At 52.2% G+C, this 23,804-nt stretch carries 24 protein-coding genes, 1 tRNA gene, 1 other RNA gene and 1 riboswitch; of the genes, 24 read left to right on the plus strand and 2 right to left on the minus strand.

Translation table 11 applies throughout. The features are described from left to right. Positions 1 to 33: 33 nt before the first annotated feature. Positions 34 to 1,326, minus strand: a complete 1,293-nt coding sequence (locus tag FIV45_RS05155) for an ATP-binding response regulator (protein ID WP_165776899.1) — start codon at positions 1,324 to 1,326, stop codon at positions 34 to 36. A 371-nt stretch (positions 1,327 to 1,697) separates the two neighbouring features. Beyond that, positions 1,698 to 1,785 (minus strand) — tRNA-Ser (locus tag FIV45_RS05160). 162 nt (positions 1,786 to 1,947) lie between these two features. Between FIV45_RS05160 and FIV45_RS05165 the strand changes: the two genes are divergently transcribed. The 24 genes from FIV45_RS05165 to FIV45_RS05280 all read left to right on the plus strand — a co-directional run bounded on the left by FIV45_RS05165 (position 1,948) and on the right by FIV45_RS05280 (position 23,802). Continuing rightward, entirely contained in the window at positions 1,948 to 2,247 is a 300-nt protein-coding gene (locus tag FIV45_RS05165; RefSeq protein ID WP_099471326.1) for a hypothetical protein, read from the plus strand. 165 nt (positions 2,248 to 2,412) lie between these two features. Further along, the gene (rpmF, locus tag FIV45_RS05170) at positions 2,413 to 2,598 is read left to right on the plus strand and encodes a 50S ribosomal protein L32 (protein ID WP_099471327.1); all 186 of its coding nucleotides are present in this window, start codon (positions 2,413 to 2,415) and stop codon (positions 2,596 to 2,598) included. 241 nt (positions 2,599 to 2,839) lie between these two features. Further along, a non-coding RNA gene (ssrS, locus tag FIV45_RS05175) (6S RNA) lies at positions 2,840 to 2,996 on the plus strand. 35 nt (positions 2,997 to 3,031) lie between these two features. Beyond that, positions 3,032 to 3,637 (plus strand): 5-formyltetrahydrofolate cyclo-ligase, encoded by a 606-nt coding sequence (locus FIV45_RS05180; RefSeq protein WP_099471328.1) that lies wholly within the window; start codon positions 3,032 to 3,034, stop codon positions 3,635 to 3,637. Further along, positions 3,634 to 4,449, plus strand: coding sequence for a TIGR00282 family metallophosphoesterase (locus FIV45_RS05185; protein WP_099471329.1), 816 nt, complete (start codon positions 3,634 to 3,636; stop codon positions 4,447 to 4,449). Before FIV45_RS05180 ends, FIV45_RS05185 begins: the two co-directional genes overlap by 4 nt. Before the next feature lie 78 nt (positions 4,450 to 4,527). Further along, a riboswitch (FMN riboswitch) is annotated at positions 4,528 to 4,682 on the plus strand. A gap of 89 nt (positions 4,683 to 4,771) precedes the next feature. Further along, positions 4,772 to 5,251 carry a 6,7-dimethyl-8-ribityllumazine synthase gene (locus FIV45_RS05190; protein WP_099471330.1) on the plus strand — a complete coding sequence of 160 codons (480 nt, stop codon included), beginning with the start codon at positions 4,772 to 4,774 and terminating at the stop codon, positions 5,249 to 5,251. Between the two features lie 190 nt (positions 5,252 to 5,441). After that, on the plus strand, positions 5,442 to 6,191 hold the full coding sequence (locus tag FIV45_RS05195; protein ID WP_099471331.1) for a YebC/PmpR family DNA-binding transcriptional regulator: 750 nt from the start codon (positions 5,442 to 5,444) through the stop codon (positions 6,189 to 6,191). After that, a complete protein-coding gene (gene ruvC, locus FIV45_RS05200) occupies positions 6,188 to 6,769 on the plus strand; it encodes a crossover junction endodeoxyribonuclease RuvC (RefSeq protein ID WP_204602027.1) in 582 nt (193 codons plus the stop codon). Before FIV45_RS05195 ends, ruvC begins: the two co-directional genes overlap by 4 nt. After that, positions 6,769 to 7,395, plus strand: a complete 627-nt coding sequence (gene ruvA, locus FIV45_RS05205) for a Holliday junction branch migration protein RuvA (protein ID WP_099471333.1) — start codon at positions 6,769 to 6,771, stop codon at positions 7,393 to 7,395. The genes ruvC and ruvA overlap by 1 nt, the downstream gene beginning before the upstream one ends. Further along, the gene (gene ruvB, locus FIV45_RS05210; protein ID WP_099471334.1) at positions 7,392 to 8,456 is read left to right on the plus strand and encodes a Holliday junction branch migration DNA helicase RuvB; all 1,065 of its coding nucleotides are present in this window, start codon (positions 7,392 to 7,394) and stop codon (positions 8,454 to 8,456) included. Before ruvA ends, ruvB begins: the two co-directional genes overlap by 4 nt. A 2-nt stretch (positions 8,457 to 8,458) precedes the next feature. Further along, a complete protein-coding gene (gene ybgC / locus FIV45_RS05215) occupies positions 8,459 to 8,920 on the plus strand; it encodes a tol-pal system-associated acyl-CoA thioesterase (RefSeq protein ID WP_099471335.1) in 462 nt (153 codons plus the stop codon). After that, positions 8,920 to 9,642: a protein TolQ gene (tolQ, locus tag FIV45_RS05220; protein WP_099471336.1), complete on the plus strand. Its 723-nt coding sequence runs from the start codon at positions 8,920 to 8,922 to the stop codon at positions 9,640 to 9,642. The genes ybgC and tolQ overlap by 1 nt, the downstream gene beginning before the upstream one ends. Further along, the gene (gene tolR, locus FIV45_RS05225) at positions 9,642 to 10,070 is read left to right on the plus strand and encodes a protein TolR (protein WP_204602028.1); all 429 of its coding nucleotides are present in this window, start codon (positions 9,642 to 9,644) and stop codon (positions 10,068 to 10,070) included. Before tolQ ends, tolR begins: the two co-directional genes overlap by 1 nt. Positions 10,071 to 10,076: 6 nt before the next feature. Further along, positions 10,077 to 10,931, plus strand: a complete 855-nt coding sequence (locus FIV45_RS05230) for a hypothetical protein (protein WP_099471338.1) — start codon at positions 10,077 to 10,079, stop codon at positions 10,929 to 10,931. 22 nt (positions 10,932 to 10,953) lie between these two features. Beyond that, positions 10,954 to 12,312 (plus strand): Tol-Pal system beta propeller repeat protein TolB, encoded by a 1,359-nt coding sequence (tolB, locus tag FIV45_RS05235; protein WP_412973717.1) that lies wholly within the window; start codon positions 10,954 to 10,956, stop codon positions 12,310 to 12,312. A 139-nt stretch (positions 12,313 to 12,451) separates the two neighbouring features. Next, positions 12,452 to 13,003, plus strand: a complete 552-nt coding sequence (gene pal / locus FIV45_RS05240) for a peptidoglycan-associated lipoprotein Pal (RefSeq protein WP_204602031.1) — start codon at positions 12,452 to 12,454, stop codon at positions 13,001 to 13,003. 129 nt (positions 13,004 to 13,132) lie between these two features. Then, positions 13,133 to 14,005 carry a tol-pal system protein YbgF gene (ybgF, locus tag FIV45_RS05245; RefSeq protein WP_099471340.1) on the plus strand — a complete coding sequence of 291 codons (873 nt, stop codon included), beginning with the start codon at positions 13,133 to 13,135 and terminating at the stop codon, positions 14,003 to 14,005. 9 nt (positions 14,006 to 14,014) lie between these two features. Further along, positions 14,015 to 15,310 carry a tRNA lysidine(34) synthetase TilS gene (gene tilS, locus FIV45_RS05250; protein WP_099471341.1) on the plus strand — a complete coding sequence of 432 codons (1,296 nt, stop codon included), beginning with the start codon at positions 14,015 to 14,017 and terminating at the stop codon, positions 15,308 to 15,310. A 173-nt stretch (positions 15,311 to 15,483) separates the two neighbouring features. Beyond that, positions 15,484 to 17,412 carry an ATP-dependent zinc metalloprotease FtsH gene (gene ftsH, locus FIV45_RS05255; protein WP_099471342.1) on the plus strand — a complete coding sequence of 643 codons (1,929 nt, stop codon included), beginning with the start codon at positions 15,484 to 15,486 and terminating at the stop codon, positions 17,410 to 17,412. 2 nt (positions 17,413 to 17,414) lie between these two features. Continuing rightward, the gene (gene folP / locus FIV45_RS05260) at positions 17,415 to 18,530 is read left to right on the plus strand and encodes a dihydropteroate synthase (protein WP_099471343.1); all 1,116 of its coding nucleotides are present in this window, start codon (positions 17,415 to 17,417) and stop codon (positions 18,528 to 18,530) included. A gap of 147 nt (positions 18,531 to 18,677) precedes the next feature. Next, on the plus strand, positions 18,678 to 20,039 hold the full coding sequence (glmM, locus tag FIV45_RS05265) for a phosphoglucosamine mutase (RefSeq protein WP_099471344.1): 1,362 nt from the start codon (positions 18,678 to 18,680) through the stop codon (positions 20,037 to 20,039). A 9-nt stretch (positions 20,040 to 20,048) separates the two neighbouring features. Further along, entirely contained in the window at positions 20,049 to 20,852 is an 804-nt protein-coding gene (gene thiD, locus FIV45_RS05270) for a bifunctional hydroxymethylpyrimidine kinase/phosphomethylpyrimidine kinase (RefSeq protein WP_099471345.1), read from the plus strand. A 68-nt stretch (positions 20,853 to 20,920) separates the two neighbouring features. Continuing rightward, positions 20,921 to 23,296: a M1 family metallopeptidase gene (locus FIV45_RS05275; protein WP_099471346.1), complete on the plus strand. Its 2,376-nt coding sequence runs from the start codon at positions 20,921 to 20,923 to the stop codon at positions 23,294 to 23,296. Further along, the gene (locus FIV45_RS05280; RefSeq protein WP_099471347.1) at positions 23,293 to 23,802 is read left to right on the plus strand and encodes a DUF6702 family protein; all 510 of its coding nucleotides are present in this window, start codon (positions 23,293 to 23,295) and stop codon (positions 23,800 to 23,802) included. The genes FIV45_RS05275 and FIV45_RS05280 overlap by 4 nt, the downstream gene beginning before the upstream one ends. The last annotated feature ends 2 nt before the right edge of the window (positions 23,803 to 23,804 follow it).

Genomic DNA, 23,804 nt, shown 5'->3' on the forward strand with positions numbered 1-23,804 from the left:
ATGGCGGTTAAAGATGCGCGAACCGGCAGGCGTTCAAGATATGTTTTCGTAACGGGATTCTTGTGGGGCGATCCGATATGAGGGCAACCATACGCGGGCGCTGGTTCCGATATGAAGTTGACTGTCGATTTCCAACGTGCCGTCATGCATTTCAATCAGGGCTTTGACGAGGGGCAGGCCGAGGCCGGTGCCTTCATAATTCCGGTTGAGGCCGCTGTCCACTTGAGAAAAAGGCGCCAGGGCTTTGGGGACGTCTTCTTTGGCCATGCCAATCCCGTCATCTTTGACTTCCAGGGTAAAGCCGTCTTCGGGGACATAAGATGCGATGATCTCAATGGTGCCATACTGGTTGGTGAATTTCACAGAATTTGACAGAAGATTCAAAAGGATCTGTTTGAAACGCCGCTCGTCAACGAAAAGATCTATGAACTGGAAGTGATCCAGATCGGTTTTAATGACGAGGTCTTTATCAGCAATGCGCTGTCGCATGATGGATAGGGTCGGATCGATCATTTTCTGCAGAGAAATATGTTCTTCATCCAGCTTGATTTTATTGGCCTCTACCTTTGATAGGTCGAGAATGTCATTAATGATGCTCAGGAGGTGAACCGCGGAATCATTGATGTCTGTTGAATATTCCTTAAAACATTCAATCGGTCGATTTCCAATCATGCCACTTTTCATGATATCGGAGAAGCCGATGATGGCATTCAGCGGGGTTCTGAGTTCGTGGCTCATATTGGCGAGAAAGTGACTTTTGGCCTGATTGGCAATCTCTGCTTTCTCCTTGGCTGTTTTGAGCTTTTCCTGAATGCTGGCGCTTTTGACGACTTCTTTTTCTAACTGGGCGATGGTGTCTTGCAGTTGCCGGGTTTTATCATGGATCATAGTCTCCTGGTGGCTGTTAATGACCATGATTTCTTCCTGAAGCTGTTTTTGCCGCAACAGGTTGTTGGCGCGGGAAAGGGCGGCCGCAAAGATAATTGGTTTCGTGATATAATCGTTTGCGCCTTTTTCAAAGGCTTCGAGGATACTGTTCTTGTCTGTTCTTGCTGTTGCAATAATGATAGGGAGCTGCAAGGGGTTGTAGGTTTTTCGGATTTCTTCGAGGACTTCGTAACCGCTCATTCCCGGCATCATCAGATCAAGAAAAATCAGATCAACTTTCCGGGTCCTGACGACCTCAAGCGCCTTAAGGCCGTTTTCTACGCTGATGGTGGCAATTTCTTCCCGTTCCAGCCAGCGGCACAGAATTTCCCGATTATCTGCATTATCATCAACAACGAGGATAACCGGCTCCTTATCGTTTCCCTGCTGCGCTGCCATAGATCTTTTTTTCCAACTCGGTATTATATGCACCTCACCATCAGCCAAATCCGCCGCCATAACTGCTTATGTGATGGCAATGGGAGAGGGGTGTGTCATATCTATATATATTTGTATCATATTATATGGGTTAAATTAAATATTCCTTAATTGCCAGAGGGCGTCTTTTTATTGGTGTAATTGTTTGCAGGGCGCAGAATGCCTGGGTTTGTTCAAAATAATGAACGTGTATATGCAAGGGATAATACCATCATACGGACGTAATGTTGAACATATTATAAGGATACTTATAAAATGGATTCGGTGGTCTTCGGTCCTCCGGTGTCAGGGAGGCATAATTACGCTGTTATTATAGGGAGTTAGTTCGGGAATGGAGGAGAGGAAGGGATTCGAACCCTCGAGAGCTTGCGCCCAACACGCTTTCCAGGCGTGCGCCTTAAACCACTCGGCCACCTCTCCGGTACCATTTGCAGGTGAGTGATGGCGCAATATACCGATCTGGAAACAGGATGCAAGTCATGATCGCCAATAATTCATATTTTTGCCGTTTTTTCCTTCTATTTTCCTAAAATCGTGGTCCGTGCTAAACTGTGAGCGTGGAAAAAAAAGAGAGGTGGCGCCATGATGATTTTTCGTTATGGGGGATATGTCTTGTTTTTTGGCGCAGTCTTGGTTCTCGGGATTGAAGTTTTGCGGTATTCTGAACATAACGCATGGCATCTCGTAACCCTGGAACAGGCGTGGCGCAGTTTTGGTGCAGAAGGATTGGATCATGCGGCGGAATGGGTGGTAAATGGCCCGTTCCCTGGGGTGTGGGAGGATGTAATGCTGCGCCTTCTTGATCTGCCACTGCTGCTGGTGATGGCGATCGGGGCATTGATTTTGCTGTTTGTCAGCCGCCGGGGACCTTCGGTGCATTGATTGGCTAAAATGAATCAAGAAGTGCTTGACATTAGAGGCCCATTTAACGATAAGACACTGTTTTTGAGATTCATGGCTTCTGGACAGAATATGTCAGAGGCCCTGATGGTGTTTATAAATTAAGCATACATCATAAAAATTGATGAAGTTAGTTAGGATAAGAAAATGGCTGTTCCTAAAAGGAAAGTATCACCACACCGTCGTGGTAACCGTCGTTCACACGATAGCTTGAGTGTCGATACATATGTAGAAGACAATGAAAGCGGTGAGCTGCGTCGTCGTCATCATATTGACCTGAGCACAGGGAAATACCGTGGACGTCAGATTCTGGAACCAAACGATAACTACTAAGTAGATATCGGGGTTTCCTGAAGTTCCCCATACAGAATTTTAAAAGCCGGTTGGAGAAATCCCGCCGGTTTTTTCTGTTACTCTGTTGGGGCAGGCGAAAAAAAGCGGTTCATCTCGACTCGCCCTGGCGGGAGAAGTGGTGGCGTTATGGTCGCGATACCCCCCCTTTCAATGGAGGAATATGGTGTAAATCCCATTTGTGTCTTGCCGAACGCCTCTGTGGACCTTACATAAGGGGGGACGGGTTCTGCCCTGTGCGTAGTTTACTTTATCCCTGGGGCGATAATCATTCCGAAGGGAGCTGTCCCTGTCCGGGCCCTGGTCCGGATATTATGGCGCCCACCTGTTTAACCAGGTTCCGGAGGATACAACTGAATTACGGCAGCGATGGTCCCGTCACCGAATTCTATAATTTCGCTTGAAGAAAGCCGACATGAAACAAAAAAAAGCCGCCTTGCGCCAGGAAATGAAAGCGCGTCGCGCCACGCTGCAGCAGCAGCTCGGAGCCTCGGCCCCGCGACAAATTGCTTCCCGGTTGTTGATGTTGCCTGAAATGGCGGGCACCGTGCAAAAAGGCATTAAGGCCGAGCGCAATGAATCCTCGATTGTGGCGGGGTTTTATCCCATCCAGTCAGAAATTGATTGTCTGTTTCTCCTGAAAGCGTTGAATGCCGTGCAATGGCGCTGTGCCCTGCCGGTGATGAGCGGGGTGAGCAAGCATCTGGCGTTTAAGGAATGGGATCTGGAGGAAGAGTTGAAAGAAGGTGCTTACGGCACCCGTGAGCCATTGTCGGATATGCTCTATGTGATGCCGGATGTGGTTCTGGTGCCTTTGCTGGCGTTTGATGAGACCGGCCACCGTCTCGGCTATGGGGGGGGCTACTACGACCGTACCCTTGATATCTACCGCGAGAAGGGTCATTCCTTCACCGCCATTGGCGTGGCGTTTGAAGGTCAGAAACAGGACAGTCTGCCGGTGAGCAAGCAGGATCAGCCACTGGATATTATTGTAACTGAAGAGAAAGTATACCGACCGTGAGAGTTTTATATCTGGGTGATATTGTGGGCCGGTCCGGCCGGGCGCTGGCGGTGGAGAAAATCCCCGAATTGCGCAAATCCCTGCGTCTGGATTTTGTCGTTGTTAACGGCGAGAATGCCGCGGCAGGCTTTGGCATCACGGAGAAAATATCGGACGAACTTTTTACGGCGGGTGTCGATGTGATCAGCACTGGCAACCATATCTGGGACCAAAAAGAAACCAAGAACCATATTGCCGGTGAAAAACGTCTGATCCGGCCGTTGAATTTTCCTGTTGGCACGCCGGGACGGGGCAGCACCATTGTTCAGGACGCCCGCGGGCGCAAGATGCTGGTGATCAATGTCATGGGCCGGATTTTCATGGACCCGCTGGATGATCCCTTTGCGGCGGTCGAGGCGGAACTGAATAAATACGCGTTGGGCAGCACGGTGCAGTTTATCCTGGTTGATATTCACGGTGAAGCAACGTCTGAGAAAATGGCCATGGGGCAATTCTGTGATGGACGGACCTCTCTGGTTGTCGGCACCCACAGCCATATTCCGACGGCGGATGCGCAGATTTTTGATGGCGGCACCGCCTATCAGACCGATGCGGGCATGTGCGGCGACTATAACAGTGTAATCGGCATGGATAAGGCCGAGCCCCTGCAGCGCTTCACCCGCAAGATGTCGACCGGCCGCTTCAGTCCGGCGGTGGGACCAGGCACCCTCTGCGGTGTTTTTGTAGAGACGGACGATAAAACCGGTCTCGCCAAACGGGTCGAACCCCTGCGTCTCGGGGCGCGGCTGCATGAGCATATGCCAATCGCATGAATTTTCAAATAATCTCGTCGGGGTCTCGACAGCCCGCAATGTCCCTGCTATAGGAGTAGCGTCCCCGCATGGTGTGGGGGCTGTTCTCAGGGCGGGGTGAAATTCCCCACCGGCGGTGAGGGGCCGAATGTCCCACAGCCCGCGAGCGCCTTCCGGACGCACTGTTCAGAAGGGTCAGCAGATCTGGTGTAACTCCAGAGCCGACGGTATAGTCCGGATGGTAGAGAATGAAAATAGGGACGGGACGCCTAGTGATCAGGCGGTCTGTGACTGTTTTTGTACGCCTTGGTTCTGTTTTTTTGTCTTTTAGAAGGAGCAAACCATGGATCAAGTATCCCAAATTAACTTACCCGCATCTCGTATCGCCTTTATCAAGGCGGGATGGCACGGCGAGATTGTCACTCAATGTTATGACGCCTGCCGAGCGCGGTTCAACGAAAACCCGGACATAGCCGTGGAGGTTACGGCCTTTGACGTGCCAGGCGCGCTGGAGATCCCGCTGATGGCCCAGGATCTGATCGAGACGGGGCAGTATGATGCGGTCATCGCCTCGGCCCTTATTGTCGACGGCGGCATCTATCGCCATGATTTCGTCTCGACGGCGGTGATCGACGGCATGATGCGGGTGCAGCTCGACACAGGTGTGCCGATCTTTTCCGCGGTATTGACCCCGCATCATTTTCAGGAAAGCGATGCCCATAGAAACTTCTTCCATGATCATTTCAAGATCAAGGGAAGGGAAGTCGCCGATGCCTGTGCTGCGATGTTGCAGATCCGCCGTACGGTCGTTCGCGCGGCATAATTGAGAAAGATGCTATGCACCCCGCTCTGAATGGTTGAAACCTGGCCGCAGGGCGGGGTGTTTTTTAGAATTTTTCCGGAAAAATCCCGATTGACGGTTCACAAAAGCGGGCCAGTGTATTATCACAGTCCTAACCCTTAATTTTATTGTAAATAAGGTCCGATAACCGGATCGATCAGGAAGATGAAGTATGGCAGGCCATTCCAAGTTTAAAAATATTATGCATCGTAAAGGCGCGCAGGATAAAAAGCGTTCCTCCATGTTCAGCAAATTGTCCAAGGAAATCACCGTAGCGGCGAAAATGGGCGGCCCGGATATGGACAGCAACCCGCGTCTGCGTCTGGCGGTGCAAACAGCCCGCGGCCAAAGCATGCCGAAAGACAATATCGAACGGGCGATTAACAAGTCCATGGGCGGTGATGAAGAGAATTATGATGAAATCCGCTATGAAGGCTTTGGGCCAGGCGGTACGGCAATAATTGTTGAAAGCCTGACCGACAACCGTAACCGGGCGGCCTCTGAAATTCGCACCGGTTTTGCCAAGAATGGCGGCAATCTGGGCGAAACCGGCTGTGTGTCCTATCAGTTTGAAAAAGTTGGCGAAATCATCTTTGATGCCGAGGTTAAGTCCGCAGACGAAATGTTTGAACTGGCCTTGGAAGCGGGGGCCGAGGATGTGGCTTCTGACGACGAAACCCATGAAATCTATTGCGCCATGGAAGACCTGCAGGATGTGACCGCCGCCTTGACCGACGCAACAGGGGCAGAGCCCAAATCGGCCAAGCTGATCTGGAAACCGGAAAATACCATTGAAGTCGACCTGGAAACCGCGCGTAAGTTGCTGAAAATGATTGACGTTCTGGATGATTTGGATGATGTTCAGAATATCTATGGCAATTATGAGATTTCCGAAGAAATCATGGAGCAGCTCAGCGAGTGACATCAAAAAGGCCCCTTATACGACAGAGATTGATCGGGTTTGATCCGGGGTTGCGAAAAACCGGCTGGGGCATCATTGATGTGGAAGGATCACGCCTGATCCATGTGGCCAATGGCATCGTGCATTCTGATGATCGGACCAGTCTGGCCGAACGGCTCATGCAGCTGTTCGATGGCTTGCAACAGGTGATCACGGATTGGGAGCCTGCCTCCGCAGCGGTGGAAGAAACTTTTGTCAATAAAAATCCGACCTCGACCCTGAAACTGGGGCAGGCGCGGGGGATATCCTTACTGGTGCCGGCGCTGGCCGGAATTCCTGTCGCTGAATATTCACCGAACCATATTAAAAAATCTGTGGTTGGGGCCGGGCATGCGGGTAAGGAACAGGTGGCCGCAATGCTGAAAATTCTTCTGCCTCAAGCCAAAATTAACGGGGAAGATGCCGGGGATGCCTTGGCGGTGGCCATTTGCCATGCTCATAACGGCGGCGCCCACGGCAGTTTGCATGCGGCCTTGAAAAAGGACCACACGGCGACAGGACGTGGCGGCGCACAGATATTATTTAAGGGAACCCGGTGATGATCGCCAAACTCAAGGGGCTTGTGGATACCATCGGTGAAGATTATTGCGTCATTGACGTTAATGGTGTCGGTTATCTGGTGTTTTGTTCCGGGCGGACACTTGGCAACCTGCCGAGCCTCGGTGAAGCGACAACTCTGTTGATTGAAACCCATGTTCGGGAAGATCATATTCACCTGTTTGGTTTTTCCAGTGAAATGGAGAAACAATGGTTTATTCTGCTGCAGACTGTGCAGGGGGTTGGCGCGAAAGTGGCGTTGGCGATCCTGTCGGTTATCAGTATAGATGAATTGTCGACCTCTATCGCGGCACAGGATAAGAAAGTGGTCGGGCGGGCAACCGGTGTCGGGCCCAAACTCGCGACCCGGATTATCACTGAACTTAAAGATAAAGTGGCGAAATTCTCCCTTGCTCCCACAGGTGGGGATAAAAGTGGAAAATCAGCTGGTCATGCCGCGGTTGATACGAGCAATAGTGTCCTGCAGGATGCGGCGTCGGCCTTGGTCAATCTGGGCTATGGGCAAACGGAAGCCTATACTGCCGTATCTCAGGCTGCACGGGGCAGTGATGAAATGCCGTCGGTTTCCACCTTGATCCGCCTGGGACTTAAGGAGCTCAGTCAATGAGTGAACATGATCAGGACCGGTTGCTGGACAGTGGTGTCAAGAGTGAGGATGATGGAGATTCCTCAATCCGTCCCACGCGTCTTGATGATTTTATCGGCCAGCGCAAAAGCTGCGACAATCTGAAGATTTTTATCGAGGCGGCGCGGCAGCGCGGCAGTGCGCTGGATCACGTGCTGTTCTATGGCCCGCCGGGGCTTGGCAAGACCACTCTGGCGCAGATTATGGCGCGGGAGCTGGGCGTGAATTTTCGCGCCACGGCCGGGCCGGTGATTTCCAAGGCCGGGGACCTGGCGGCGCTCCTGACCAATCTCGAAGAAAATGATATTCTGTTCATTGATGAAATTCACCGGCTCAATCCGGCGGTGGAGGAAATTCTCTATCCGGCGATGGAAGATTATCATCTGGATCTGATCATCGGGGAGGGGCCGGCGGCCCGTTCGGTGCGGATTGATTTGCCGCCCTTTACCCTGATCGGCGCCACGACCCGGTCGGGCCTTCTGACAACGCCGTTGCGCGACCGGTTTGGCATTCCGACCCGGCTCGAGTTTTATTCGGCCGAGGATCTGGAAACCATCGTCAGGCGGGCGGCCCGGGTGTTGAAAGTCGAGATGACCAAGGATGGGGCTATGGAAGTGGCGCGACGGGCGCGAGGCACGCCGCGTATTGCCGGACGTCTGTTGCGGCGGGTGGCGGACTATGCGCTGGTGCGCGCCAACGGGGCAATCGACAAGAGGGTCGCCGATCTGGCGCTGAATATGCTGGAAGTCGACAGCCTCGGTCTTGACCGGATGGATCATAAATATCTCACCTGCATCGGGGTGAATTACAACGGCGGGCCGGTGGGAATTGAAACCCTGGCCGCGGCCTTGTCAGAACCACGTGACGCGATCGAAGAAATCATCGAGCCTTATCTGATCCAGACCGGTCTGGTGCAGCGCACCCCGCGGGGCCGGATGCTGGCGCCGCAGGGGTTTGATCATATCGGGATCGCCATGCCGAATGATCCGGTCAGAAATGGCAGTGCGGCACGCCCGGACCAAATGAATTTATTGGAAAAGTAAGTATGGCTGAACTTTCGCCACATTCTGGCATTATCAAAGATCGCGAACATATTCTCCCGCTACGGGTGTACTACGAAGACACCGATGCTGGCGGGATAGTATATTATGCCAATTACTTGAAATATATGGAGCGTGGTCGATCAGATATGTTGCGTGGACTAAGTATTAATCAGGCGGATATGCTGAAATTCCTTGACCCCGATGACATTAAGTTTGTCGTGATCCGGGCCGAGGTGGATTATGTCAAACCTGCGCGACTGGATGACGAAATCACCGTCCATACCAGTGTGTCTGAATTGGGCAATGCCAGTTTGGTGATGGCGCAGGACGTCCGTCGTGACGGTGAAGTCTTGGCCCGGGGCGTTGTCAAGGCGGCTGCGCTGAACCAGAATGACCGGCCAGCGCGCTTGCCGGGAGACGTCAGGGATAAATTAAAAAAGATCGTAAAAGTTGAGGACTCGTAATGGCAGAAAATGCAGTTGATGTAGTTGATTTGGGGAATACTGTCCCGGATTTCTCTTTGTGGGGGATGTTTGCCCAGGCGGACTGGATTGTTCAGCTGGTGATGTTATTGCTGTTTGGGGCTTCTCTAGGGTGCTGGGCGATTATTTATGACAAGAGCCTGCGGGTACGGCGGATCACGGCCCAGGCCGATCGTTTCGATGCGGAATTCTGGTCAGGAAACTCACTCGAGGATTTTTATGACCGGATCAAGAAAAATCCGGATCATCCCATGGCGGCCCTGTTCGTTGCGGCGATGCGGGAATGGCAACGGTCCGCGACCGGCCGCAATGGTAGCCAGATCAGCATGGGGCTTCAGGACCGGATTTACAGGGTGATGCGGGTAACCGTCAGCCGGGAAATGGAACGGCTTGAAAGCTATCTGAATTTTCTCGCGACGGTGGGGTCCACGGCGCCGTTTGTCGGATTGTTCGGCACAGTTTGGGGGATTATGAACGCCTTTGAAAATATTGCCATGACCCACAACTCGTCACTGGCCGTTGTCGCGCCCGGCATCGCGGAGGCCTTGTTCGCGACTGCTATGGGGCTTGTGGCGGCGATCCCGGCGGTGGTGGCCTACAATAAAATCAGTAACGACCTTGGCCGGTACGCCAACCGGCTGGAAGGCTTCGCCGATGAGTTCGGTACTATTCTGTCCCGTCAACTGGATGAGGAACACCATTAATGCAGATACACGGTGGACAAAAACCTTCGACGTTTAGTCGGCGACATCGACCAATGAGCGAGATCAACGTGACGCCGTTTGTCGATGTGATGCTGGTGCTGCTGGTCGTCTTTATGGTGGCGGCGCCGTTGCTGACAGTCGGGGTGCCGGTGGATCTGCCCAACAGTAAGGCGCAACCTTTACCGGAAAACACCAAGCCCTTGTCCATCACCGTCGACATGGAGGGGAAACTTTACATTCAGGATGAGGCCATTGATCTGGATGAACTCGTGCCGCGTCTCAAGGTGATTTTTACCAACCGTACCGATGACCGAATTTATCTGCATGGGGATCAGAATGTTGATTATGGTGTGATCATGAAGGTGATGGGGCGGATGAATGGCGCCGGTTTCTCGAAAGTGGCGCTGGTCACTGATGCGGAGAATTAATCGGCTGTGAAACAGGCTCTTGTCATATCTTTTATCTTTCATACTGTGGTGATCTTTTCGACCATGGTCGTGATGCCGGTTTTGCGCCGGGACCCGCCGACGGAAATGAAGGTCATTCCCGTAGAGATGGTGAAGATAGGTGATGTGACCCGGTTGAAGTCGCAAGAGAAGAAGCCCGATCCCGCGCCGAAGAAAAAAACGCCACCGAAGGAAAAACAGCCTGAGCGCAAGGTGGAAATGCCGCCTGAGCCACCGAAAATGGCGTCGACCATGCCGTTGCCGGATATGAAGGCAAAACCTAAATCCAAACCGAAGAAAAAGCCCGAAAAAAAGGTGGAGCCGAAGAAGCCGACACAGACGGCCGCCAACCGGGCACCGAAAGTCACCCCGAAAAGCAAGCCACGGCGGTTCAGTTCAGATAAACTGGCGGCTCTTCTGGATAAACGGGAGGAAACCCAACCCAATATTGTTGAAAAACTGAAAGATAAAGACTTTGGGAAACAGAAAATCATCAGCGACGTCGATATTCAGCAACAAACCCTGAGTATTATTGATGCGGTTGATAAACATATTTATGACAAACAATGCTGGAATATTCCTGCAGGCGCCAAAGGGGCCGAAGATTTGCGGGTTGTGATCCGCTTAAGGCTCAGCCCGGAAGGCGCCCTTGTCGGCGCTCCCAAGGTGACTGACAGCGCGCGGATGAGCCGGGCCGGGCAGGAATTTTTCAGAACGGCGGCGGAAAGTGCGCTGCGGGCGGTGCGAAAATGTGCCCCGTATGACTTTCTGCCCCGGGATCAGTATAACCTGTGGCGGGAAATGGAAATTGTATTTGATCCGGCGCACATGTTAAACGGATAAGGTGGACCAGTAATAAATGGAGATGCAGGTGACTTTGGTAAAAAGAGTAATGATGGTGGTGGTGGCGTTATGGGCTGTGTCCGTTACGACAGCGTCGGCAAAAATTGTCGTTGACGTTAATCGAGGTCATGTTGACCCACTGCCCATTGCGATTACAGACCTGGTCGGTAATGAAAACGATATTGTTTCCGGGGGGTCGGTACAGGATTACGGCAAGCGTATCGCCTTGGTGGTCAAGGCCGATTTGACCCGTTCCGGTTTGTTTCGTGTGGTTGATAGCGGGGCCTTTATCAAGTCAAATAATGTTCTGACGACATTGCGCAATCCAAATTTCAACAACTGGAAAGCCATCGGCGCACAGGCGATGATGAACGGCAGCATCACTTTGCAGGAAGACGGGCGGCTGAAAGTTGAATTTCGCCTGTGGGACGTGCTGGGCAGTCACCAAATGTCGGGGCTGCGTTATTTTACCGCACCGAAAAACTGGCGGCGAATTGCACATTTGATTTCTGATGCGATTTATAAACGTATGACCGGGGAAAATGGCTATTTCGATACCCGGGTGGTTTATGTCTCGGAAAGCGGACCGGCGACAGCAAAGATCAAACGTCTGGCGATCATGGATCAGGATGGCCATAACCATGTGTTCCTTACCGATGGCAAGAGCTTGGTGTTGACACCGCGTTTCTCTCCGACGGCGCAGGAAATTACGTATCTGTCCTATCACAATGATGATCCGCGGGTGTATCTCTATAATATTGATACGGGCAAGCAGGAAATTCTCGGAGACTTTCCGGGCATGACCTTTGCGCCGCGGTTTTCCCCGGATGGCGACAAAGTTATTATGTCGCAGGCCTATAAGGGCAATTCCGATATTTATGTGATGGAATTGAGCACCCGCAAGGTGCGGCGTCTGACCTCTCATACAGCGATTGATACTTCGCCCAGCTTTTCACCTGATTCGCGCTATGTGACCTTTAATTCGGACCGTGGCGGGACACAACAGATCTATGTTATGAATTCGGCTGGAAAAAACATTAAACGGATCAGTTTTGGCAAAGGCCGGTACAGCACGCCGGTATGGTCTCCGCGCGGGGACCTGATCGCCTTTACCAAACAGCATGGCGGCAAGTTTTATATCGGTGTGATGAAGCCGGACGGAACAGGTGAACGGCTGTTATCCGAGAGCTACCTTGACGAAGGGCCGACCTGGTCACCGAATGGCCGGGTGATTATGTTCTTCCGACAGCAGCCGTACGACCGAAATGGACGGGGCGGGGAGACACAATTATGGACTGTGGATTTGACGGGATACAACGAAAGACAGATGATTACACCTCTGGAAGCGTCAGATCCTGCATGGTCCCCCTTGATTAGATAAATGATTCTGCTATAGTTTCCTCGGTTTGGCATGGCGCTTAATTTATTTTGGCAATATGCAGCCGCCAGTTCTTGAGGGGAATGGCATTTGTTCGGTAAAATAAATATAGATTGATTAAGTTACGTGGAAGGACCACTAAATGCTGGAAAATATGAATGGCGCTAAATACTGGGTACTTGCTGGCTCGGCTTTATTGTTGAGTGCATGTGCGAATACAGATAAAGGTGCTCTAGACGGCAGTGCACAAGATGTTTCTGCGCCGCAAGTCGAAGAAGAGGAAGTGGTTGCTCAGCCACAGACGCAAGTCGAAGAAGAAACAATGATGGAAGATACTGGAACGCAGTCCGCTTTGGATGCTGCAGCCAGTGACGCCTTGGTTTATTTCGGCTTTGATCGTTATGACCTCTCCTCAGATGCGCGGTCTGCACTCCAAGCTCAGGCAGTTTGGTTACAACAGAACCCAACAGTTAAAGTCACTGTTGAGGGCCATTGCGATGAACGCGGTACCCGGGAATACAACCTGGCGCTCGGTGATCGTCGCGCCAACTCTGTAAAGAATTACCTTGTGGCTCTTGGTATTGATCCATCCCGGGTTAATACAGTCAGCTATGGCAAGGAACGTCCTGCTGTGACCGGAACCGGTGCAGATGTTTGGGCGAAAAACCGTCGTTCTTATACACGGGTAAATTAAGCGGATAAATACGCGTAATTTAATATTCTGATAATACTGGAATACCCGCGCGTCGTTTCGGCTGCGCGGGTATTTTTATAAAATACTTTTCTTGAATGATAACTTTATTGTGATGAGGCGGGAATTTTGATGTCCATTAACTTTACGATGATCCCCAGGGGTGCTCTATTGTGCGGCATGGTTGGTGTCCTGTTGGCGTTGACGCCGGTTGCGGCTCAGGCGCAATCAGTGAGCAAACGGCTAGAGATCATTGAGAAACAGTTGAAGGCTGTGCAACGGAAAGTATTTCAGCCCGGTAGCCAGTTCCCCCGTGATGCGGCCGGACCTGAGGGGGCTGCTCAAACGCCGCCGTCTGCTGGCGGTAATGTTCGCTTTGCCAATATGGAAGACCGGATTTCCCAGATCGAAACGCAGTTACGGCAACTGACCGGTCGGATCGAGGAAAGCAATTTCCAGGTTAGCCAGATGCAGCAAAAAATGGAAACCATGGCGCGGGATTATGAATTCCGCTTTGCAGAGCTGGAAAAGGGCGGTGTGGCTTCAGTAGCCCCAACACAGGCTCCGACGGCGACACAGCAGGCCCCGGTGGCCCAGGGGGCAGGAGAAATCCTGCCGGGGGGCAGCCAGCAAGACCAATATAGTTATGCACAGAATCTGGTCAGCAAAGGCCAGTATGCAGAAGCCGAGGTGGCTTTGACGGAATTTCTCAAGCGTTACCCGAAAGCGGACCTTGCCGGGAATGCACAATATTGGCTGGGACAGACCTATTATGTGCGCAAGATGTATACCAAGGCGACCCGCGCCTTTCTCGAAGGGTATAATAATTATCCCAAAAGCCGTAAGGCGCCGGCATTTTTGTTGAAGATCGGCATGTCTCTGAATGCCATGGGGGAAAAAACCGACGCCTGTGACGCTTATCGGGAACTGGCATCCCGCTTTCCTGACAGTCTGGAAAACAAAAACCAACGCCTGGCGCAAGAACAGCGTGCGGGATGTCGTTAGACGTCATGCATGACAGAATTTGCCCCCCTCACGTCTGTTGAATTTTCTGAGCTTCTGAAAGGGATGACACCATCGGCGGGCGAGAGCATTGCCGTAGCGGTATCCGGTGGAGCGGACAGCCTGGCCCTGGCAATCCTGTTGGGTGAATGGGCCAAAGACCATCAGGTTTTTCTGACGGCCCTGACCGTTGATCATGGCTTGCGTCCAGAAGCAGCGGCGGAAGCCCGTCAGGTGACCGAATGGCTCAATCGTTACGATATTCCACATGTCACATTGACATGGGACGGGGCAAAGCCGGACAGCAATATCCAGGACGAAGCGCGGCGGGCCCGATATCGGCTGATGGGAAACTGGTGCCGGGAAGCCGACGTTCACAAGATTTTTCTTGCACATCATCAGGGCGATCAGGCGGAAACGTTTCTGATGCGCCTGTTGCGGGGCAGCGGTGTGGAAGGATTGGCGGCGATGGGTCGGGTGGCGCCTTACCCTGTGGCCGACCTGGCGGAAAACCGGGAAATCTGTCGCCCTCTATTAACGGTGGCGAAAGCGCGTCTGACGGCGACGCTGACGGCCCTGAACCAGATGTGGATTGAAGACCCCAGCAACCAGAATGAGAGCTATACCCGGGTCAGGGTTCGACGGTTGCTTGAAGAAAGTGATCTGGAAGGCTTAACCGTGGAGCGTATGGCGCAGACCGCCGGGCGTATGGGACGGGTAAATGACCTGCTGCGGGATCTGATTGATGACCTGGCGCGCGCGGCGGTGACTTTTTATCCTGAAGGCTATGGTGAAATTGATCTGGCTCTTCTACGGGAGGCTCATGATGAAATCGCGCTGCGTCTGTTGGCGCGTGTCATCCGTCAGGTCAGCGGAGCAGCTTATGCCCCGAGGTTCAGCAAGCTGGAGGCGTTATATGAACGCCTACAGGGTGACACATTCAAAGGGCAAACTCTTGGAGGATGTCGGGTCAGTCTTAGCCGGGGAGGTCGGCTCCTCATCCGTCGCGAGGCGGCGGCCATTACAGACGAATTCCTGATTGCCCCGGGAGAGCGCCGTTTGTGGGATGGGCGTTTCTGGGTTATGTCTGGCGCGCAGAAAGGTCGGGTTCGACGGCTTGATGAAAATTTGTGGCGTATCGCCTGCGAAAAAATCCCCGCGCTGAAGAAGGTGAAAATAAGCAAGGTTGTCAGGGATGCTTTGCCGTGTCTTTGTTATGATGAGACATCCTTTGTTTTGCCGCACTTTATCGGTACGGAGGAAGATGGTGGTTTTCAGGTTACTTTTATGATCGCGGAAACGTCATAATAATATAGGTGTATTTTTAGGCGGATCAGGGATTTTCAAGATAAAAGTCATGCATAAAATCAAAAAAAAGCAGACTTGGCTTGTTTGAAGCTGAAAAAACATTATTTATGTAAAGTGTATTAATATAGAGGGCGTTAAAATGAGCGCCCTACAAACGGAAAGATACGTGAAACATGGGACGTAATATTGCTTTATGGGCGATTATCATAATCCTCCTCCTGACCCTTTTCTCTGCCCTGAACGGCGGGGCGCGTCAGGACGCGCAGGTGGAAATTGACTTTTCGACTTTCCTCGACAAGGTGGAAAGCGGTCAGGTCAGTAAAGTCACCATTCAGGGCAATGATATTGTTGGCGAACTGGCTACAGGGGCCAATAATAAGTTTCATACCTTTGCCGCAGATTATCCTAACCTGGTGGCGGACCTGCGGGCAAAAGGGGTGCAAATTACCTCTTTGCCGGAAGACCGCGGATCTTTCCTCGGCTTTTTCCTGAACTGGTTGCCATTCCTGATCCTGATCGGGGTCTGGATTTTCTTCATGCGACAGATGCAGGGTGGCGGTAACAAGGCCATGGGGTTCGGTAAATCGAAAGCCAAGATGCTGACCGAACGTCACGGACGTGTGACTTTTGATGATGTCGCCGGCATTGATGAGGCGAAAGAAGAACTGGAAGAAATCGTCGAGTTCCTTCAGGACCCCCAGAAATTTGAACGTCTTGGCGGTACCATTCCCAAGGGTGCGTTGCTTGTGGGGCCTCCGGGCACAGGTAAGACATTGCTGGCGCGGGCGATTGCCGGCGAAGCCAATGTACCGTTTTTTACGATTTCGGGTTCCGACTTTGTTGAAATGTTTGTTGGCGTCGGCGCAAGCCGGGTGCGCGATATGTTTGAACAGGCCAAAAAGAATGCGCCTTGCATTATCTTTATCGACGAAATCGATGCGGTTGGACGTCACCGTGGCGCAGGCCTTGGTGGCGGCAATGATGAGCGTGAACAGACGCTGAACCAGTTGCTGGTTGAGATGGACGGTTTTGAAGCCAATGAAGGTGTGATCCTTGTTGCGGCGACCAACCGTCCCGATGTTCTGGACCCTGCCTTGCTGCGTCCGGGCCGTTTCGACCGTCAGGTCGTCGTGCCAAACCCGGATATCATTGGGCGGGAAAAAATCCTGAAAGTCCATATCAAGAAAACGCCAAAACTTGCGGCAGATGTTGATGTGCGGACCATTGCCCGGGGAACACCTGGTTTTTCCGGTGCGGATCTGGCCAATCTGGTGAACGAAGCCGCCTTGCTTGCCGCCCGTAAAAATAAACGGGTTGTCAGCATGTCTGATTTCGAGGAAGCCAAGGACAAGGTGATGATGGGCGCGGAGCGTCGTTCCATGGTCATGACCGAGGACGAAAAACGCATGACCGCCTTCCATGAAGCTGGCCATGCTCTTGTCGCGGCGAAATGTCCGGCATCCGATCCTATTCATAAAGCAACCATTATTCCGCGGGGGCGGGCGCTGGGCATGGTGATGCGCTTGCCGGAACGGGATAATTATTCCTATGCCCGGGAAAAGATGCATGCGGATCTGGCGGTGGCCATGGGCGGCCGTGTGGCTGAGGAAATATGTTTTGGTTATGACAAGGTGTCTTCCGGTGCATCCGGTGATATCTCCATGGCGACAAAACTGGCCCGGTCAATGGTGACCAAATGGGGCATGAGCGAAAAGCTCGGCCTGCTGCAATATGGCGACAATCAGGAAGAAGTCTTCCTGGGACATTCCGTGGCGCGTAATCATGATATCTCTGATGAGACAGCCAAGCTGATTGATGAAGAAGTTCGGCGTATCGTTGACGAGAGTTATCAGAGAGCGAAGAAGATCCTGACGGAAAATCGCGACATGCTCGACAAGCTGGGCAATGCCTTGCTGGAGTTCGAGACCCTGACCGGTGATGAAATTGATGACATCCTGAGTGGCAAGAGCCTGCATAAGGATTTGTCCAATGATGACAAACCGGAAGATACGCCGCACGCGGGTTCTGTGCCAAGTGCCGGTGTCAAACCGGGGGATGATAAGGATGGTCGTGTCGGGACTGACCCTGTACCGGAAAATTAAGTATGCACGGTCCTGTTGACAGTAAACTATATCTGCAGCCTCTGGGATTTCTCAGGGGCTGTCGTGCTTCCGGGGCGGTAAAGGATGGTCATGCCTGGTGGCTTGCCGGGGGACAGCAGGGCATAGGCCTGGCTTTCACACTGGTGCGCATCCTCTTTCGTCATGAGGGAATGGCTGTTGACGAGGTTACATTACCTGTCGGCCATATCGGTGATTATCAGGCCGACCTCAGTTCTTTTCATCAGGGCGAGATGGATCGGTTGCTGGGGCAGATACAGGGCGTCAGGCCGCCATTGCCCTGTGGTGAAGGTCGAACCATAGCCTGGGACAAGCCTGTCATTCAGGGAATCGTTAATGTTACCCCGGACAGTTTTTCCGACGGCGGACGTTATGATCAGGCGGAAAAAGCGGTGGACCATGCGCTGGCTCTTATGGCCGCAGGAGCTGATATTATTGATATCGGCGGGGAATCCACCCGTCCTGGCGCCGAGAAGGTTTCTATTGAAGAGGAGCTTTCCAGGGTAATCCCGGTGATTGACATGCTGGCGGCGCGATCCGTTCCCATATCGATTGACAGCCGCAACGCACGGGTGATGAAGGCGGCTCTCGGGGCGGGGGCGGCGATCGTGAATGATGTCAGTGCCCTTGGCCATGATGGGGACGCCTTGAAACTGGTGGCGCAGCAAAACTGCCCGGTGATATTGATGCATGCACAGAAAACCCCTGATGTGATGCAGGACAACCCGCAATATGATGATGTGCTTCTGGATGTTTATGATTATCTCGAACAGCGTCTGGAGGTCTGTCTGGCGGCGGGAATAGACCGTGCAAATCTGCTGGTTGACCCGGGGATCGGATTTGGCAAGGCCTTGGAGCATAATCTGGCCCTGTTGTCTAACCTGTCTTTTTTCCATGGCTTGGGGGTGCCGGTTTTGCTCGGCGTATCCCGCAAAAGTTTTCTGGGGGCACTGTCACATGAACCGGAGGCATCTCAGCGGCTGGCGGGCTCTCTGGCGTCTGGTGTCGCAGGGTGGGAACAGGGGGTTCAAATTCTTCGGGTGCACGATGTTCGGGAAACCCGGCAGGCGCGGGATGTATGGCAACGTTTGACATTATGACCGTTTTGGCGAAATAAAGCTCTAAACTAGTCTGAATGTCCTATTTCCACCATATTCGCGGTGGAGTATAAACCCGTTCAGCAAGTATTAATATCTCAGTGTTAAGAGTATAAGTTAATAAATTCACTGTTAAAAAAGAAAAGATCTATGGCACGGAAATATTTTGGGACGGACGGTATTCGCGGTAAAGCGAACGAAGGGAATATGACAGCAGAGGTTGCGATGCGGGTCGGTATGGCCGCGGCAAAGCATTTTCTCCGTGGCGATCATCAGCACCGGGTGGTGATCGGTAAAGATACACGATTGTCAGGCTATATGCTGGAACCTGCGCTGACGGCCGGGTTTATTTCATTAGGCATGGATGTGATTATGGTCGGGCCGATGCCGACACCGGCGGTCGCGATGTTGACCCGGTCTCTTCGGGCTGATCTGGGGGTCATGATTTCCGCATCTCATAACCCGTTCTTCGATAACGGTCTGAAATTATTCGGTCCGGACGGCAACAAGCTTTCTGATGAAATCGAACTGGAAATTGAACGCCGCATGGACAATGGCTATGCGGACAATCTTGTGCCGTCCGAGAAACTGGGCCGGGCGCAACGGTTGCATAATGCCGTCGGGCGTTATATTGAATTTGCTAAAAACACTTTCCCGAAAAACCAGCGTCTTGATGGCCTGAAAATTGTTCTGGACTGCGCCAATGGGGCGGCTTATCGTTCGGCTCCCAGTGTGTTGTGGGAATTGGGCGCGGAAGTGGTTGCTCTGGGCGTGGAGCCTAATGGCAAGAATATCAATGATAAATGCGGCTCAACTCATCCGGAACTGATGTGTGAAAATGTGGTGTTGCATGGTGCGGATATCGGTATTGCCCTTGATGGTGACGCCGATCGTCTGATCGTATGCGATGAGCATGGCCAGATCATTGACGGTGATCAGTTGATGGCGACGGTTGCGACGCATTTGAAAGATATCGGGGAATTGCGCGGCAACGCCCTGGCGGCGACTGTGATGTCCAATCTCGGGCTTGAAAAATATCTTGAATCTATCGGCATTGAACTGGTGCGCACTCAGGTTGGCGATCGTTATGTGGTGGCCGCCATGCGGGAAAAAGGGCTTAACCTTGGCGGGGAGCAGTCCGGTCATATCGTGCTGAGTGATTATGCGACGACCGGTGACGGTCTGATCGCGGCCTTGCAGATCCTGTCCGTTCTGGTATCCACGGGAAAACCCGTCAGTGACATATGTAATCTGTATACCGCCTATCCCCAGCTGTTAAAAAACACCCGTTATATGGCCGGGACAGATCCGTTAATGCAGAAGTCTGTTATCGCCGCGATTGAGGCCGGAGAAGCACGTCTAAAAGATACTGGCCGGGTGTTGATCCGCAAATCCGGAACAGAACCTGTTATCCGGGTAATGGCGGAAGGTCAGGATGAAACATTGATCACGGCAGTTGTCGATGATATCATTGCTTCCATCGAAGAATTACAGCTTAAAAAGACCGGCTAGCCACGTCTCATGCATAAATCCATTCATGGAAAGATACTCACCATCGCCGGGTCTGATCCCAGCGGTGGCGCAGGTATTCAGGCCGACATCAAGACCATTGCGGCGCTTGGGGGCTATGCCATGGCGGCGATCACCTGTCTTACGGTTCAGAACAGCCTGAAGGTATATGACAGTCACCCTGTTGCGGCGGAAATCGTCAGCGCCCAGGTGCGGGCGGTAATGGAGGATATGCCACCGGACGCCATAAAGCTTGGCATGTTGGGGACGGCGGAAATAGTTGAAAGTCTGGCGGCGTTATTGCGTCAGCTTCCCCCCGTTCCCCTGGTGGTTGATCCGGTCATCCTGTCGACCAGCGGGCATGAACTGCTCAGTCCGCGCGGGATTGATATCATGAAGCAGGATGTGTTCCCCCTGATCACGCTTCTTACCCCCAACCTGGGGGAGGCGGCAAAATTGCTGGACGGGCCGGAGATCACAACAGTGGCGGAAATGAAACAGGCGGGGGAGAAACTCCGCGCCCTTGGCCCGGAATCCGTACTGATCAAGGGAGGGCATTTGTCCGCCGATATCCTGACGGATGTTCTGGTGTGCAGCGAAGGGGTTTTTGAATATAGCAGCCCTGCGATAAAAACCCGCCATACCCACGGAACCGGTTGTACGCTGGCCTCGGCAATCGCCACAGGACTGGCGCAGGGCAAAGGGGTGCTGACAGGGGTGGAACAGGCCCGTGAATACGTCCAGAAAGCAATTTCTGCCGCGCCGGGCTTTGGGGCGGGCAATGGTCCATTAAATCACAGCGTTTTTCTTGATTAATCAATTATCCCGCTATAGTATTACCCAAGTTGTATAAAATAATAATCATGATAATCGGGAAATCACACATGAAGAAGTTCTTCCTGCTTGGGATAATAGCAGTATTCAGTTGCGTTTCGGCCAATCTGGCCAGTGCACAAACCACCGAACAATTAAATGATGTCTTTCGTCAGCTTAGCGATGAAGTGTTGCCGACACCAAATGTCTATCGCACGGCATCCGGCGCGCCGGGTCATAAATACTGGCAGCAGCAGGCGGACTACAAGATTGATGTGACGCTGGATGATGACAAGCAGCGCATTATCGGTTCGGCCGAGGTGAAATATTATAATAACAGTCCCGATACGCTGCGGTACTTATGGATACAGCTGGACCAGAACCGGTTCGCCCATAATTCAGGCCAGGACAAATCGGCTTTCTCCTCTGCCGATGCAAAAGCCGGCTATGGTGCAATCCGGGCCGAGGTATATAAAGAGACCTATGAGGGCGGGTATAAAATTTCCCGGGTGACGGACAGTGGCGGGGCGCCACTGCCACATGTGATCAATGACACGATGATGCGGATTGACCTGCCGACGCCGTTGCGTCCGGGCCAGAAGATCAGCTTCAATATCGACTGGTCTTATAACGTGCTGGATGCGACCATTATCGGTGCTCGGGGCGGCAAGGAATTCTTCAAGGAAGATGGCAATTATATTTATGAAATTGCCCAGTGGTTCCCGCGCATGGCAGCCTATTCCGATTATGATGGCTGGACCAACAAGCAGTTCCTTGGCAATGGCGAATTCACTCTGGAATTCGGGGATTATGAAGTTGCCATTACGGTGCCGGCGGATCATGTGGTTTCCGCGACGGGTGTTCTGCAAAACCCCCGAGACGTCCTGTCCAGTGTAGAACGCGAACGCCTTGAAAAGGCCAAAACGTCTAAAACGCCGGTAATGATCGTCACAACGGAAGATGCGGCGGCGAAGCTCGAGAAACGGGCGACAACAACCAAGACATGGCGTTTCAAGGCCAATAACGTGCGTGATTTTGCTTTCGCGTCTTCGCGCAAATTCTTGTGGGACGCACAGGGTTTTTACCAGAAAGAAAACGACAAAACCGTTATGGCGATGTCTTTCTACCCGGAAGAAGGCAATCCGATCTGGTCTGCCTATTCCACGCAGGCAATTATTCACACACTGGAAGTTTATAACCGCTATTCCCTGGTGTATCCATATCCTGTGGCCATTTCCGTAAACGGGCCTGTCGGGGGTATGGAATATCCGATGATCTGTTTCAACGGTCCGCGTCCGACCTTGGATAAAAAGACGGGAAAGAAAACCTATAGCCGCCGTACCAAATATGGTTTGATCTCTGTGATCATTCATGAGGTCGGGCACAATTATTTCCCGATGATCGTCAATTCCGACGAACGCCAATGGACATGGATGGATGAAGGCCTCAACACCTTCTTGCAGAATCTGGCGGAAGAAGAATGGGAAAAGGATTATCCGACCCGTCGGGCCGAGCCTTACCAGATCGTCAATTACATGAAAAGCACCAAACAGGTGCCAATCATGACCAACAGCGAATCCATCCTGCAGTTCGGCAATAATGCATATGCGAAACCGGCCATCGCCCTGCGTATCCTGCGGGAAACTGTAATGGGCAGAGAGCTGTTTGATTTTGCGTTCCGGGAATATTCCCGGCGTTGGAAGTTCAAGCGGCCGACCCCATCTGATTTCTTCCGTACTATGGAAGACGCCAGTGGTGTTGATCTCGACTGGTTCTGGCGTGGCTGGTTCTATACCACGCAGCATGTCGATGTCTCTTTGGACAAGGTCGAGCGTTTTAATATTGATACCAAGGATCCGGAAATCGAAGAGGCCATCAAGCGGGCGAAAGATCAGGAAAAGGGTCTGACACCGGCGCGCCGCGCGGATCAGGAACTTGAAAAACGCACGGATCGTTTCCCGGAATTGCTCGATTTCTATAACGAGCATGATGAATTCACGGTCACCAACAAGCAACGCAATGACTATACAAGCCTGATCAAGGGGCTGGAAGACTGGCAGAAAGCGCTGTTGTCCAACAAGTCCAATATTTACAAATTGCATTTCAGCAATATCGGCGGTCTTGTAATGCCATTACCTCTGGAAGTGACTTATGAAGATGGCAGCAAGGAAGAGATTCGCATTAATGCGGAAATCTGGCGCAAAAATGCCAAGAAGGTCACGCGCGCGCTGATCACCGACAAGGTGATTGCCTCGATCAGCGTTGATCCTTACTGGGAGATTGCTGATACCAATATGGAGAATAATCATTATCCGCGGCGGATTGAGAAATCCCGCTTTGAGCTGATCAAGCGCAAAAAGAGCCGCGACATGATGAAAGAGTTCGAAACCAAGCTGAAAAGCGAGGATGACGACAAAAAAGAGAAAGAGGACTCGCCTGAAAAATGAGGGTTCTGAAACCGGCTCTTTTGAGTTTGATGATATTGGTGTGCGTGGCTCAGGTGGGCCACGCACACCGCTTTTATGCCGCTTTTACGCAGATTGACCTGCGGGAAAAAAAGCAAACAGTGGAAATCGTCCATCGGTTGTTCACCCATGATGTGGAAGATATGCTGCAAGTCACGGTCGGCAATCCGGCGGGACTTGGAGAAAAGGAACTCGAGGCCTTGTTGCGGGACTTTGTGGAGGGGGCCTTTGCGTTGTATGACGGGGAGGGGCAACGGTTGCCGCTCAGCTGGATCGGTATGGAGTATGCCACGGACAATGTGCTGATTTATCAGGAGGCGCCGCTGCCGGCGGACCCATCTCAGTTCACCGTTATCAATCGCTTGTTTATGAAGCAGTTTGAGGAACAGAAAAACACGGTCAATGTGGAAATGAATGGCGACATCCGCACCCGCATTTTCACCAAGGGTCGGGAACGGCAAAAGGTGAGTTTTACTGAGGGGGAGTGATC

The organism is Paremcibacter congregatus (assembly GCF_006385135.1).
In the GTDB taxonomy this organism is placed as follows: Bacteria; Pseudomonadota; Alphaproteobacteria; order Sphingomonadales; family Emcibacteraceae; genus Paremcibacter; species Paremcibacter congregatus.

Coding starts and splice junctions, on each gene's coding strand:
- FIV45_RS05155 (WP_165776899.1), bottom strand. CDS start 1,326: ATGGCAGCGCAGCAGGGAAACGATAAGGAGCCGGTTATCCTCGTTGTT.
- FIV45_RS05165 (WP_099471326.1), top strand. CDS start 1,948: ATGATGATTTTTCGTTATGGGGGATATGTCTTGTTTTTTGGCGCAGTC.
- rpmF (WP_099471327.1), top strand. CDS start 2,413: ATGGCTGTTCCTAAAAGGAAAGTATCACCACACCGTCGTGGTAACCGT.
- FIV45_RS05180 (WP_099471328.1), top strand. CDS start 3,032: ATGAAACAAAAAAAAGCCGCCTTGCGCCAGGAAATGAAAGCGCGTCGC.
- FIV45_RS05190 (WP_099471330.1), top strand. CDS start 4,772: ATGGATCAAGTATCCCAAATTAACTTACCCGCATCTCGTATCGCCTTT.
- FIV45_RS05195 (WP_099471331.1), top strand. CDS start 5,442: ATGGCAGGCCATTCCAAGTTTAAAAATATTATGCATCGTAAAGGCGCG.
- ruvA (WP_099471333.1), top strand. CDS start 6,769: ATGATCGCCAAACTCAAGGGGCTTGTGGATACCATCGGTGAAGATTAT.
- ruvB (WP_099471334.1), top strand. CDS start 7,392: ATGAGTGAACATGATCAGGACCGGTTGCTGGACAGTGGTGTCAAGAGT.
- ybgC (WP_099471335.1), top strand. CDS start 8,459: ATGGCTGAACTTTCGCCACATTCTGGCATTATCAAAGATCGCGAACAT.
- tolQ (WP_099471336.1), top strand. CDS start 8,920: ATGGCAGAAAATGCAGTTGATGTAGTTGATTTGGGGAATACTGTCCCG.
- tolR (WP_204602028.1), top strand. CDS start 9,642: ATGCAGATACACGGTGGACAAAAACCTTCGACGTTTAGTCGGCGACAT.
- tolB (WP_412973717.1), top strand. CDS start 10,954: ATGCAGGTGACTTTGGTAAAAAGAGTAATGATGGTGGTGGTGGCGTTA.
- pal (WP_204602031.1), top strand. CDS start 12,452: ATGCTGGAAAATATGAATGGCGCTAAATACTGGGTACTTGCTGGCTCG.
- ybgF (WP_099471340.1), top strand. CDS start 13,133: ATGTCCATTAACTTTACGATGATCCCCAGGGGTGCTCTATTGTGCGGC.
- tilS (WP_099471341.1), top strand. CDS start 14,015: ATGACAGAATTTGCCCCCCTCACGTCTGTTGAATTTTCTGAGCTTCTG.
- ftsH (WP_099471342.1), top strand. CDS start 15,484: ATGGGACGTAATATTGCTTTATGGGCGATTATCATAATCCTCCTCCTG.
- folP (WP_099471343.1), top strand. CDS start 17,415: ATGCACGGTCCTGTTGACAGTAAACTATATCTGCAGCCTCTGGGATTT.
- glmM (WP_099471344.1), top strand. CDS start 18,678: ATGGCACGGAAATATTTTGGGACGGACGGTATTCGCGGTAAAGCGAAC.
- thiD (WP_099471345.1), top strand. CDS start 20,049: ATGCATAAATCCATTCATGGAAAGATACTCACCATCGCCGGGTCTGAT.
- FIV45_RS05275 (WP_099471346.1), top strand. CDS start 20,921: ATGAAGAAGTTCTTCCTGCTTGGGATAATAGCAGTATTCAGTTGCGTT.
- FIV45_RS05280 (WP_099471347.1), top strand. CDS start 23,293: ATGAGGGTTCTGAAACCGGCTCTTTTGAGTTTGATGATATTGGTGTGC.